The organism is Streptomyces sp. CA-106110, assembly GCF_050936285.1.
GTDB lineage: Bacteria > Actinomycetota > Actinomycetes > Streptomycetales > Streptomycetaceae > Streptomyces.
Genome location: NZ_JBNJNB010000001.1, coordinates 1,977,901 through 1,990,444, shown reverse-complemented (window position 1 = coordinate 1,990,444; position 12,544 = coordinate 1,977,901). Strand labels below are relative to the sequence as shown.

Sequence of the window (12,544 nt, the reverse complement as noted above, 5' to 3'; positions counted from 1 at the left end):
CGGTGGCCTTGCCACAGGCGGGGGACGGCGAGTGAGCTTATCGCAGCGCCCGCGACGGGGGAACAGCCGCAAGTTGTACGGAAGTTGGACACCGCATGATGCCCAGCGGGCGGCGCCCGCGACGGACGGCCCGGGGAACGCGATGGCACGGGACGGCACGGCTTGGAACGCTCACCTGGCAGTGGCACATCCAATCGTCCACTCTTTCGAAGGGGACTCAGTCGTGGGCTTTTTCGGGCATCGGCGCTCGGCCCTGGGTGGCGTGTTGACGCTGGCCTTCGGGCTTCTGCTGGGTGGAGGTCCGGCGGCGTCCGCCGCCCCCGCCGCGGCGCCGGCCTTCTACATCACCTCCAACAGCCAGCAGGACCTGTTCGCGCAGGCGATCGACACACCGGACGCGGTGGTCCGGATCGCCGGGAACGTGGACCTGGACCTGACTGGGCGGGAGTCCCTGCCGGTTGCCCCGGGCGTGCAGATCCTGGGCGACCGGACGCTGCGCGCGCGGGGTCCGCGGCTGTTCACGACGTCGTTCCCGCACATCCTCTTCAGGGTCGGGAACGACGGGGACGGCACGCACAGCGACAATGTGCGCTTCAGTGGGCTCCGGGTACAGGGCGCGGAGAGCGACGATCCCTACTCGGCGGTCGACACCAGCGACTCCGACGGGATCCGGGTGGACTCCAGCGTGAACGTGGAGATCGACCACAGCGAGATCGACCACTGGCGCGGCTCGGCGGTGAACATCCAGGACGGCCAGAACCGGATCAGCCTCCAGAACGCCTCCACCGTGTGGGTGCACGACAACTACATCCACCACAACCAGCACCCCACCGGCACCATCTGCTGCGGCCACGGCGCGGGCTACGGCGTAGTGATGGGGCACGGCGCCTACTCCCTGGTCGAACGCAACGTGTTCGACTTCAACCGGCACGCCATCACCGGCGACGGCTCGGCGGGGGACGGCTACCTGGCGTACCGCAACCTGATCTGGGGCGGCGGCGGGGACAACTCCCACGTCTGGCACACCCATGAGATCGACATGCACGGCAACGACTCGTCGTGCAGCTACGAGTGCGGCTCAGCGGGCGAGTACATGGACGTGGAATACAACACGGTCTGGTACACCAACGGCACGGGCGTCAAACTCCGCGGCACGCCAAGTGTCGGCATGACCGTGTCGCACAACGTCTTCCAGCACTCGAACCTGTGGGTGGGCTCGATCCTGCCCATCCACGCCGCGCTGGACCAGACCGAGACCGGGCTGCACCAGTCCGCCAACACCCTCGACTCGTACACCGGCGGCCAGCGCAAGTACTGCGACTTCGACGGCGACGGCGTGAGCGACGCCTTCATCGCCACCGGCGTCACCTGGTGGTACCAGTCCAGCTCGCTCGGCGGGCGCTGGAGCTACCTCAACCAGTCGACCACGCGGATCGCGGACGTCTCGCTCGGTGACGTCGACAACGACGGCCTGTGCGACGTCGGTTACCCCGGCGGGGCGTTTGTCAACCCGGGCCAGGACGCCTCCTCGACCACCGCGACCGCGACGGTCAGCGCCAGCGACTTCAACGGCGACGGCCGCACTGACATGGCGCTCGGCGGCTCGGACGGGTGGCAGGGCCTGCCCGTCAACTCCTCCCAGGGCGACGGCCGTTTCTCGCCGGAAATCAACGTGGCGGGGGACTTCCCCCGGCTGGCCGCCACTCCGGGTGCCCGGACCTACAGCGGTGACTTCGACGGCGACGGCCATACCGACCTCGTTGCGACGGGCGCCGCCGGATGGGACACCCTGCCGGTGGCCTTCTCGGCCGGCAACGGGACCTTTCGCGCCACTGACGCCGGCGTGGGCGACTTCGCCGTATGGGCGTCCCTGCCCGGAGTGAAGTCGCAGGTTGGTGACTTCGACGGGGACGGCCGTGCGGACATCGCGCTGGTCGGCGGGCCCGGCTGGTGGTCGGTGCCGGTGGCGTTCTCCAACGGCGACGGCACATTCCGCATCACCAACGCGTCGGTGGACGGCTTTGCCGGCTGGGCGCAGATGCCTGGGGCGCAGGTCGTCACCGGTGACTTCAACCATGACGGCCGCGCGGATGTCGCGCTGGTCGGCGGGCCCGGCTGGAGTTCGGTGCCGGTGGCGTTTTCCAACGGTGACGGCACCTTCCGCATCACCAACGCGACCTCCTCCGACTTCGCCGGATGGGCGTCGGTGGCCGGGGCGAAGACGAGGCTCGGTGACTTCAACGGGGACGGCCGCACGGACATCGCCCTCGTGCCGGGCCCCGGCACCCCCTGGTGGTACACGCTGCCGGTGGCGTTCTCCAACGGTGACGGCACCTTCCGCATCACGAACACCCCGCTCTCCGACTTCGCGGGGTGGGCGCAGGTGTCGGGAGTGCAGGTGGTCAGCGGTGACTTCAACCATGACGGCCGTGTGGATGTCGCGCTGGTCGGCGGTAGCGGCTGGGGTTCGGTGCCGGTGGCGTTCTCCAACGGTGACGGCACCTTCCGCGTCACCAACGGGTCCTCCGTCGACTTCGCGGGCTGGGCGTCCGTACCCGGCGTGAAGGCACAGGTGGGCGACTACAATGGCGACGGCCGCACGGATGTCGCCCTGATCAGAGGCCCGCACACCCCCTGGTGGTACACGCTGCCGGTGGCGTTCTCCAACGGCGACGGCACCTTCCAGATCACCAACACGCCCGCCGACCGCTTCGACCGCTGGGCGTCGACCCCGGCCCACACCCCGGATCCACTGAGTCCGGACGCACAGGCCGTGACCGGGGTGTAGCCGCAGGTTCGGCGCCGGGGCGTGGCGCCCGGTTGCGGCGCCGGGTTGCGGCGAACGCGCCAGGGCCGGCCGGACACCGACCGGCCCATCGCGACACGCCCGGCGCCGCCCTCGGATCCGGGACACACCGGGAAGAGGGTGTTCCCCGGAGTGGCTGAGGCATCAGCGGATGGCCGCATCGCAGAGGCCGCGCTGAGGTCGAGCCGCGCAGTCCGTTCGGAAGGCGCTCTTCGCCGTCATCGCCTGAGCCTGTTCAAGCAGGAATCCAGCCTGCGGGAGCCTCCCCTGTGAACGCTGGTTCAGGATTCACCGCTCACGACGAGACGGCCGCGTCGGCCGACCGGCCATCGCGCATCCACAACGGTGGCGAGCGATCGGACGTCGCGCGGACCGTCGCCCTCAACGGAGACCATGAGTGTCCATGACCGATCAGCTTCACCTGCTCGACGTCGACGCCACACAGCGTCAGCGCAGTCACGACGGCGTGCTCGACCGTGAGGCCGGCGGACTCGTTCAACGCGACACACCACCGGTCCGCAGCGGCTATATAGGATGGACGAAGTACCTCCCCGGACTCCATGACGATGGCGGTCGCGAGACAATGTTCGCGGGTTACCCACGATCCGCCTTCCGGCTTTGTCGGACTCATGCCGAGGCCACGGGCCAGCTCGCTCCCACATTGGTTGCACGGCACGCGGATGATGATCGCGGTTCTTCCAACGTCGTACGTGGCGACGTTGGTGGACGGAACCGACTGGCCGCATGACCAAAGCTGGATGACCACCGTCAGGACCGCCCTTTCCCCGAAGAACAGCACGCAGATCCAGAGGACGTGAAGGAGTTGACGGTGGGTGAAAGTCAAGAGGCACTACCCCTCTCCTTCGAACGCGCCTTCCGACCATGGCTGTACGAGGTGTCCCACCGCAGACTCGTCCTGAGGAGCCGGGCCGGCGGCGGGTTCGACGAGACGCTGGACGTCATGTTCCTGGACGTAGTGGGAATGAAGATCCGGAGCAATTACGCCGGACTGTCGATCGCCGACGCCGACGCCGACGCCGACGCCGACGCCGACGCCGACGCCGACGCCGACGCCGACGCCGACGGCGGCAGCCGCGCCGAGATCGAGAGTTTCGTGGATGTCCCGGAGCGTCACAGCTCCCGCTACACCAGGCTTCTGGTCTCGGACGGTGCGCACGAGGGGTTCGTGGTGTGCGGCTCATTCCGCGTCGTCGTCGCTGAATGAGCGCGTGGCGCGCTTGAAGCACACGAAAGGGCGCCTGCCCCGGAGAAATCCCGGGCAGGCGCCCTTTGCCGTTGTCTAGAAGAAGCCCAGCTTCTTCGGCGAGTACGAAACCAGGAGGTTCTTCGTCTGCTGGTAGTGCTCCAGCATCATCTTGTGGGTCTCCCGGCCGATGCCCGAGCCCTTGTAGCCGCCGAACGCCGCGTGCGCCGGGTAGGCGTGGTAGCAGTTCGTCCAGACACGGCCCGCCTGGATCGCACGGCCCGCGCGGTACGCGGTGTTGACGTCCCGCGTCCACACGCCTGCCCCGAGCCCGTACAGGGTGTCATTGGCGATCTTGATGGCGTCGTCGAAGTCGTGGAACGACGTCACCGACACCACCGGTCCGAAGATCTCCTCCTGGAAGATCCGCATCCGGTTGTCGCCCTCGAAGATCGTCGGCTGGACGTAGTAACCGCCCTTCAACTCGCCGTCATGCTCAAGACGTTCGCCACCCGTGAGGACCTTCGCGCCTTCCTGCCGGCCGATGTCCAGGTAGGAAAGGATCTTCTCCAGCTGGTCGTTCGACGCCTGCGCGCCGATCATCGTGTCGGTGTCCAGCGGGTGCCCGCTCACGATCTTCTCGGTGCGGGCCACAGCAGCCTCCATGAACTCCGCGTAGTGGCCGCGCTGCACCAGCGCCCGCGACGGGCAGGTGCACACCTCGCCCTGGTTCAGCGCGAACATCGTGAAGCCTTCCAGCGCCTTGTCGCGGAAGTCGTCGTTCGCCGACCAGACGTCCTCGAAGAAGATGTTCGGGGACTTTCCGCCGAGTTCCAGCGTCACCGGAGTGATGTTCTCGGACGCGTACTGCATGATCAGCCGGCCCGTGGTGGTCTCACCCGTGAACGCGACCTTCGCCACGCGGGGGCTGGAGGCCAGCGGCTTGCCCGCCTCCACGCCGAACCCGTTGACGATGTTCACCACACCCGGCGGCAGCAGGTCCGCGACCAGGCTCAGCCAGACATGGATGGACGCCGGGGTCTGCTCGGCCGGCTTCAGCACGACCGCGTTGCCCGCCGCCAGAGCCGGCGCGAGCTTCCATGTGGCCATGAGGATGGGGAAGTTCCAGGGGATGATCTGCGCGACCACACCGAGCGGCTCGTGGAAGTGGTACGCCACCGTGTCGTCGTCGACCTCGCCGAGCGAACCCTCCTGCGCCCGGATCGCGCCCGCGAAGTAGCGGAAGTGGTCGATGGCGAGCGGAATGTCCGCGGCCAGGGTCTCCCGGACGGGCTTGCCGTTCTCCCAGCTCTCCGCCACCGCCAGCTGCTCCAGGTTGGCCTCCATCCGGTCGGCGATCTTCCGGAGGATGTCGGAGCGCTCGGTCACGGACGTACGGCCCCAGGCAGGCGCGGCGGCGTGCGCCGCGTCCAGGGCGCGCTCCACGTCCTCAGCCGTACCCCGCGCGATCTCCGTGAACGGCTGACCGTTCACCGGAGTCGGATTCTCGAAGTACTGACCGCGGGCCGGCGGCACGTACTCGCCGCCGATGAAGTGGTCGTAGCGCGCCTGGTAGGAGACGATCGCGCCCTCGGTGCCGGGCGCTGCGTAACGGGTCATACGAGTCTGCCTCCCGGGAAAGCGCTGCCCGCCGTTGGGCAGCTCTCGGCCGGGAGGCTAGGGCGGAGGACGTTGCGAGTACGTTGCGACGGGGTCGGGTGGAAGGGAGGGGTGGGGCCTGCCTCCTGGCTGTGTCGGGTCGCGAGCCGTGTGCAGTGGCGAGCCGCGTGTCAGGGCGGTGGTGGACCGTGCCCATCCCGGCGGTTGTTGAGAGGCGGTCTTGCCGAACGGGTGGGGCGGAGAGCGGCCCCAAGCGGCATCGCGCCGCGAGCAGTGTGCCGTGGCCAGCCGCGTATCAGCGCGGTGCCGGACGCGCCCACCCCGGCGGAGCCGCCAGTTCCGACTCCAGCCACTCGAGGCGCGTGCGTACCGCCGCTGTCGGCTGCACCACGGCGAGGGCCCGCCAGATGTCGACGTCGTCCTCGCCCCACGGCGCGTGCGCCCAAGCCGCCAGCAGGTCGGGGTCGCGGCGGGCGATGAGCGCCGACCGCAGTCCGTCGCCGAGCGTGCGGCGCAGCCGTGCCACTGCCGGTGCCTGCGAACCTGGTAGTACGGGGCCCCGGTAGGCGGCCGCGGCCTCTGCCACCGCTCCCGCCGCCAACCGCCTTTCCACGATGGCGACATCGGATTCGACCGCGGTCGTGAGCCGGTAGGGCCGCGAGGCCAGCAGGCCGGGACCGAGGATCCGGCGCAGCCGCGCCAGTTCGGCCCGCAGCGTCACCGGCGTCACCGACTCGTCCTCGTACAACGCACACAGCAGTTCGTCGCCGGTGAGTCCCTCCGGATGACGGGCCAGCAGCACCAGGATCTCGCTGTGCCGACGGCTGAGTCTGATCTTCCTTCCACCGGCGAGGAGTTGTGCCTCGTCGCGGCCCAGCGCGGCCAGTTCCCAGGTGTCCGCGGCGGCCTTGGCCGGGGCCAGCAGCGCCAGCTGGGACTCGGCGGCGCGTGCCACCGCCTGCACGAACCCCAGGCTGTGCGGGTGTGCGAGTCTGTCCCCGCCGGTGATGTCCAGCGCCCCGAGCAGCCGCCCGGTACGCGGATCGTGTACCGGCGCCGCGGCGCACGTCCAGGGCTGGACCCGCCAGGCGAAGTGCTCGGCCGCGAACACCTGCACCGCCCGGTCCACGGCGACGGCTGTCCCCGGCGCGTTGGTCCCCATCGCCGACTCCGCCCAGCGCGCACCGGGCACGAAGTTCATGCTGTCCGCCCGCCGCCGTGTCGCCGGATGCCCCTCGACCCACAGCAGCCTGCCCTGTGCGTCGCACACCGCCAGCAGATGTTCGCCGTCCGCCGCGAACGGGCCCATCAGCTCACGGACCAGCGGCATCACCCGAGCCAGCGGATGCTCCGCGCGGTAGGCACCGAGGTCGCCGTCCGTCAGCTCAACCCGTGCCGTGCCGTCCGGTCCCACACCCGCCCGAGCGGAGCGCCGCCACGAGTCGGCCACCACCGGACGCACCCTCTGGGCCACCGTGCCCACCGCCGTGAACGTCTCGTGGGCGCGACGCAGCTCCCGCACCCGTGCGGCAGGATCGGCCCCTGGTTCCAGGGCCACCCACGGATCGGTCAACTCGGCCTCCCGGGACGGTGGTGCGCTGGGGACATCGTCACTCTCGGGGTGGCCGCCGACAACCGTTTCGACCGTCATCGCCCCGAACGAGACCACCGGAAGGTTCGGTCCCGAGCAGACCCCCGGAGCGCCCGTTCGTGCCGGGCCGCCTCGCCCTTGCCGGGGCGACCACCGTCGTCCTCAGTTCAGGCGAAGTTGACCAGCCTCATGTAGCGGGTCCAGTCCCAGTTCGGGCCTGGATCGGTGTGGTCCGTGCCCGGGACTTCGTAGTGGCCGATGATGTGCGCCCGGTCCTTCGGGATGCCGTGTCTGGTGCAGATCGCCGCCGTGAGCCGGGCCGACTCCTCGTAGAGGGCGTTCGTGAAGTATCCGGGCCGGTCCACCCACCCTTCGTGCTCGATACCGATGCTGCCTGTGTTGTAGGGCCAGTTGCCCGCGTGCCAGGCGATGTCGTGTTCACGGACGCATTGGGCGATGTGCCCGTCAACCGACCGGACGACATAGTGCGCGGGCACGTGCTTGCTCGGATTCTGGAAGATCCCCAGCGTGTTCGGATAGGTCGCCTGTGTCACATGGATGACCACCAGGTCGAGCGGGTGGCTCACCGGCCGGTCGGAGGCCGTGAAGTTGGAGGGGTTCGCCCCCAACCAGTCGGCCGAGGGTGGGGAACTGTTCGTTTTCGGATGTGTAGGAGCGTGCGTGGGTGTGCAGGAGCATGCACTGGTCGTGGTGATGTAGCGCACTCACCTCGTATGGCGGGCATTGATGTCAGTGCCCGCCCGTACTGTTCTTCCTGTTGCTGCTCAAGCGTGGTGGAGGGGAGTACATCGATGCCTGACGAGGCGCTGCGCACGATCGCTGCTCCCTTCGTGGCCGTCGGCCCGTCCGGCGTGGCGATCCGCACCCGTCTGGGCCACTTGAGTGCCGCCGACGAGGAGGTGTTGCGTCTGGTGGGCGCGCATCTGGGTTCGCTGGCCTCGAAGGATCTCAAACGCCGGTGCGCTGAGGGCTTGGAGCACTCGTCGGATTCGTGGGCGGAGCGTAAGCGGGCCCTGACGCAGGAGACTTCGTCGCGCTGGGCCGGGAGCATCACCAAGGGCACGCATGATCAGTGGGCGCTTGCGCGGCGTGCCCAACTCGCGCACATTCAAAGCCTTCAGGTGGGCGTGCGGACGATCGCGCACCGCCTGTCCCTGCCGGTCGGGGAGAAGGGAAACAGGCGGGCGTCGGGCGGCTACCGCAGCGCACGGGAGTGGTTCGCTAAGTCCCGGCGCCTGCAGGTCCTGCAAGACCGGCTGCATGCCGAGCAGGCCGACCACGCCGTGGGCCGGGTCCGGGTGGTGCGCGGCGGGAAGCGGCTCGCGCGCAACCGGCACCACCTCAAGGCCGCCCAGCTCACGCAGGCCCAGTGGCGGCAACGCTGGGAAGCATCACGCTGGTTCCTGCAGGCGGACGGGGAATCGGGCAAGCGGTTCGGCAATGAGACGATCCGCGTCACGCCCGAGGGCGAAGTGTCACTGAAACTGCCTGCGCCGCTCGCCCACCTGGCCAACGCCCCGCATGGCCGGTATACGCTCACCGGCGCTGCCCTCTTCCACCACCGCAGCGACGAGTGGGCCGACCACATCACCACGAACCGGTCCGTGGCCTACCGCATCCACTACGACGTGCAGCGCGGGCGCTGGTACCTCACCGCCTCCTGGACCATCCCACCAGTCAAGACCGTCCCCCTATCCCACGCCCGCACAGGCGGTCTGATCGGTGTCGATACGAACGCTGACCATCTGGCTGCGTGGCGGCTCGATGCCCACGGCAATCCCTGCGGCGAACCGCGCCGGTTCTTCTACGACCTGGCCGGCACGGCGAACCATCGTGACGCCCAGGTACGGCATGCACTGATCCGGCTCCTGCACTGGGCCCAACGCCACGGCCTGTCGATCGCGATCGAAGACCTCGACTTCACCGCGGAGAAAACCCGGGAGAAACACGGCCGCAGGAAGCGGTTCCGGCAGGTGATCTCCGGCATGCCCGTCTCCAAACTGCGGGCCCGGCTCGTCAGCATGGCGGCCGCACTCGGCATCACCATCATCGCCGTCGACCCGACCTACACCAGCAGGTGGGGCGCCCAGCACTGGCAGAAACCCCTCACCCACACGACCAGGAAAACCACCCGTCACGATGCCGCAAGCATCGCGACCGGACGACGCGCCCTGGGGCACCGCATCTGGCGACGGACGGCACCGCCCCCACACGACCAGAGTGATCGTGTGGGGCATCGGACCGCCCAGGCCGGACACGGCACCCCAGGGCGTGAGGGAACCCGCCCCCGCATCCCCGGACCACGGACACGATCCGTGTCGCCGGACGCGGCGCGAACGCGGGCGACCAGTGCATCCACCACCGTTCGGGATGCGCCAGTTGACCAGGATTGGGTACAAGACTCACTCCTGCTCACTGATTAGGAACGGTTGGTCCGCGACCTTGGGACGGGCACCGGCCGGTACCGCGGGAAACAGCGCGTAGGGTACCGCCGCCAGGGCCGCGCCCTTCAGCAACCGCCGCCTGCTCGTAGGGCGTCCCGCTCCGTGCGATGCGGATCGTTCCATGGACGGAATGCCTTCCGCGTGTGCTGCTTTGAGCTGTGCCGATCTTGACTCCGGTGTACTCAACGCCTCAGTGCGTCTGCCGTTTCGCGTAGTTGCGTATGCATTCCGCGATGTGTCTCCCGCGCGGGCAGCCAGTCCTTGCGGAGCTTGGCCACGCATGTGTAGTTGGTGTCGCAGACGTTCGCGAGCGGCGACTCGACCGTCTGGGTGGCGAACTGGTAGGCGTCCAGTTCGCTGAACCCGTAGTCGCGCACCAGCCACTGCACCAGATCGAGTTGGGATATCCGGAACGCGTCCTCCAACGGGCGGGCCGAGCCCGTCGAGATGATGTGAGTATCGGACTCGATGCGCGGCCAGGGAGTGGCGATCCCCTTCAGCAGTTCGACGATCACCACGGTGTTCATCGCGCACTCGACGGCCACACCGCAGGTCTCGCCCTCGCCCTGCCGGGCATGCCCGTCGCCCAGACTGACCAGGCCACCCTCGACGTTCACGCCCAGGTAGCACGTGACGCCTGCCCGCATCTCCGGCGTGTCCATGTTCCCGCCGTGCGCATCCGGCACCAGCGCGGAACGCACCTCCAGGTTGGCAGGCGCCACACCCACCGTGCCGTGCATCGGGTCCATGGGCAGCTCGGTGCGGATGTCACTGTCGCGCGCGGTGAACAGAGCGGTGCGCCGGTCCCGGTCGAGCTGCCAGATCCACACCGTCTCGGGCAGCGGGGGCTGGAGCGTCGCCGTGGTGTGCGTCGAGGTCAGTGCGCCGAACAGCGGGACCGTGGTCGAGGCCGCCCAGTCCCGGGCCGGTTCGATCGAGACGAAGTGGACCGCGAGTGTGTCGCCCGGCTCGGCGCCCTCGACATGGAAAGGACCGGTCTGCGGATTGAGGAACGGGAACTCGCACACCTCGGACACCAGGTCCTTCTCGGACCGTACCCGTCCGGCGAAACAGTCCTCGGTGTACAGGTCCAGGACGGTGCCCGGCGCGATCCGTGCGACGGGCGGCGCCCCGCCGAACGTCCAGGCGTACTCGCCGGATGCGGGTCGCACGGTCAGGACTTGCGGGTCGCTCATGATTGCACGGCTCCGTTCTGCCGAAGGTCGGGCGCGGGGGACTCGTCGAGATGGACGCGGGCGGTCTCGGCTATGCGTCCGGGATGCCGACGCAGCTGGACCAGCAGCACCACGACCCCGGCGGCCATCCAGACACCGACGACGGGCCCCGCGTAGGACACGGGCGCGGACAGCGCGGACACGAAGTCGAACACCGGCAGACCTGCTGCCGTCAGCAGAGCGGGCACGAAGGCGGCGACGCCCAGCAGCGGGAACAGAAGATGCCGCGCCGGGCTGAACAACTCACGCCTGCGGCGCAGGAAGTAGCCGGCGCACGCGAAGTTCACCACGATGTACACACCGATGACGACCGTCACGATGACTGTGGCCAGCAGAAGGAACGCCGTGACGGGGTCGTAGTACAGGCCGAGGCCCAGCATGACCACCACGGCCAGTGCCGCCTGGACGGCGACACCGGCGACCGGGGAGCGGTACCGGGGGTGCAGGCGCGCGAAGAGGGACGGGAAGACCCTGATCCGCGCCATCGCGAAGGCTGTGCGGGTCGAGACATTGGCGCACGCGTTCGCGTTGGCGATGGTGGAGTTGACGACGGCAAGGAATACGAGGATCCAGAAGAGCCCGAAGGACGCACGGGCCACGCCCTCCCAGGACGCCGCTCCCGAGGCACCGAAGCCGGCGAAGCGGTCCGGGCCGACGAACACCGTCATCGCATAGGTCGTCACCACATAGAAGAGGCCTATCGCCAGCGCCGCCCCGAGGACCGCACGATGCATCGTCCGCCGCGGATTCTTGGTCTCCTCCGCGAGCGGCGCCGCCGCCTCGAATCCGGCGAAGGCGAGCACCGTGTACACCGATCCGGCGAATACCCCGCCGATGCCGTCATACCCCTTGGCGGTGTGCGAGGTCCCGAACACCGACAGGGTGTTGCCGCCGCCCGCTTTGACGATGAGCCAGACGGAGAAGACCAGGAAGACCAGTACTTCGAAGGCACCGAGGACCGTGCCGAAGCGGGCTGAGGCGCGCACCCCGAAGTAGCCTGCCGCCGCGATGACCACGGCGCCGGCGAGGGACCACGGCCACCACAGGTCGGCGGGGTACGAGGTCCACTCCTCGTGCAGCGTGCCCGCCGTCGTGAAGCCCAGTTGGAGGAGCAGCAGGGGCGGCACCAGCGCCTCCACGAACACATAGCCCCAGCCGACGAGGAAGCCGATGGCCGGATGCAGCCCTTGCGCCGCATAGGTCGCCACCGAGCCCGCGGCGGGTAGCTGCCGTGCCAGTTCGGCCACGCAGGATGCGGTGAAAAGGCAGGCCACCAGGGCCACGAGGACCGACAGCGGCAGGCTGCCGCCCGCGAAGGCCGCGCCCGACGGAATGGAGGCCGCGACCGCTGCCGCTGGTGCCATCGCCGTGATGCTCTGGAAGAGGACCTCGCGTAGGCCGATCGCCTCACGCCGCAGTCCCAAAGCCGTTTCCCCTGCCATGTGAACCCCCCGATTCGGCTGATGGCCGGCCGCCGTCCGACGGCTGCGGCTCGCGTGAATCACCGTACGGCGGTGGGCGGTTGGGTAGGAAGAGGGCGGTGTCATCGGTGAAAAAACCCGGGACTGTGGAAAACTCCGGCACCCGTTCGGGGGAGGATCTCCGGCTGTCGGAGATCAGGTG

General features: G+C 68.9%; 8 protein-coding genes and 1 pseudogene. 3 read left to right on the top strand and 6 right to left on the bottom strand.

Features of this window, described 5'->3' with window-relative positions; all coding sequences use genetic code 11:
• The first annotated feature begins 262 nt into the window (after positions 1-262).
• Positions 263-2,788: an FG-GAP-like repeat-containing protein gene (locus ACQEXA_RS09245; RefSeq protein WP_433129343.1), complete on the top strand. Its 2,526-nt coding sequence runs from the start codon at positions 263-265 to the stop codon at positions 2,786-2,788.
• A 313-nt stretch (positions 2,789-3,101) separates the two neighbouring features.
• Here ACQEXA_RS09245 and ACQEXA_RS09240 read toward each other — a convergent pair whose 3' ends face one another.
• Positions 3,102-3,650, bottom strand: coding sequence for a hypothetical protein (locus tag ACQEXA_RS09240; protein ID WP_432935320.1), 549 nt, complete (start codon positions 3,648-3,650; stop codon positions 3,102-3,104).
• Between ACQEXA_RS09240 and ACQEXA_RS09235 the strand changes: the two genes are divergently transcribed.
• On the top strand, positions 3,621-4,031 hold the full coding sequence (locus tag ACQEXA_RS09235; RefSeq protein ID WP_433129341.1) for a hypothetical protein: 411 nt from the start codon (positions 3,621-3,623) through the stop codon (positions 4,029-4,031). The two genes, ACQEXA_RS09240 and ACQEXA_RS09235, sit on opposite strands and share 30 nt — an antisense overlap.
• Positions 4,032-4,106: 75 nt before the next feature.
• On the opposite strand, the gene adh is transcribed toward ACQEXA_RS09235, so the two are convergent.
• The 3 genes and pseudogenes from adh to ACQEXA_RS09220 form a co-directional block, all read right to left on the bottom strand.
• Positions 4,107-5,630: an aldehyde dehydrogenase gene (adh, locus tag ACQEXA_RS09230; protein ID WP_432935322.1), complete on the bottom strand. Its 1,524-nt coding sequence runs from the start codon at positions 5,628-5,630 to the stop codon at positions 4,107-4,109.
• Between the two features lie 295 nt (positions 5,631-5,925).
• The gene (locus ACQEXA_RS09225; protein WP_432939798.1) at positions 5,926-7,203 is read right to left on the bottom strand and encodes a GAF domain-containing protein; all 1,278 of its coding nucleotides are present in this window, start codon (positions 7,201-7,203) and stop codon (positions 5,926-5,928) included.
• A gap of 185 nt (positions 7,204-7,388) precedes the next feature.
• Positions 7,389-7,847: pseudogene (locus ACQEXA_RS09220) on the bottom strand (N-acetylmuramoyl-L-alanine amidase); the annotation flags it as partial.
• A gap of 186 nt (positions 7,848-8,033) precedes the next feature.
• Between ACQEXA_RS09220 and ACQEXA_RS09215 the strand changes: the two are divergent.
• Positions 8,034-9,665, top strand: a complete 1,632-nt coding sequence (locus ACQEXA_RS09215; RefSeq protein ID WP_433129339.1) for an IS200/IS605 family accessory protein TnpB-related protein — start codon at positions 8,034-8,036, stop codon at positions 9,663-9,665.
• Between the two features lie 203 nt (positions 9,666-9,868).
• Here ACQEXA_RS09215 and ACQEXA_RS09210 read toward each other — a convergent pair whose 3' ends face one another.
• Positions 9,869-10,882 (bottom strand): acetamidase/formamidase family protein, encoded by a 1,014-nt coding sequence (locus ACQEXA_RS09210; protein WP_432935325.1) that lies wholly within the window; start codon positions 10,880-10,882, stop codon positions 9,869-9,871.
• Positions 10,879-12,363: an APC family permease gene (locus ACQEXA_RS09205; RefSeq protein WP_433129337.1), complete on the bottom strand. Its 1,485-nt coding sequence runs from the start codon at positions 12,361-12,363 to the stop codon at positions 10,879-10,881. Before ACQEXA_RS09205 ends, ACQEXA_RS09210 begins: the two co-directional genes overlap by 4 nt.
• Positions 12,364-12,544: the final 181 nt, after the last annotated feature.

Excerpts from the sequence above, each read along its gene's own strand:
- adh (WP_432935322.1), bottom strand. The coding sequence starts at position 5,630 with ATGACCCGTTACGCAGCGCCCGGCACCGAGGGCGCGATCGTCTCCTAC.
- ACQEXA_RS09210 (WP_432935325.1), bottom strand. The coding sequence starts at position 10,882 with ATGAGCGACCCGCAAGTCCTGACCGTGCGACCCGCATCCGGCGAGTAC.
- ACQEXA_RS09215 (WP_433129339.1), top strand. The coding sequence starts at position 8,034 with ATGCCTGACGAGGCGCTGCGCACGATCGCTGCTCCCTTCGTGGCCGTC.
- ACQEXA_RS09205 (WP_433129337.1), bottom strand. The coding sequence starts at position 12,363 with ATGGCAGGGGAAACGGCTTTGGGACTGCGGCGTGAGGCGATCGGCCTA.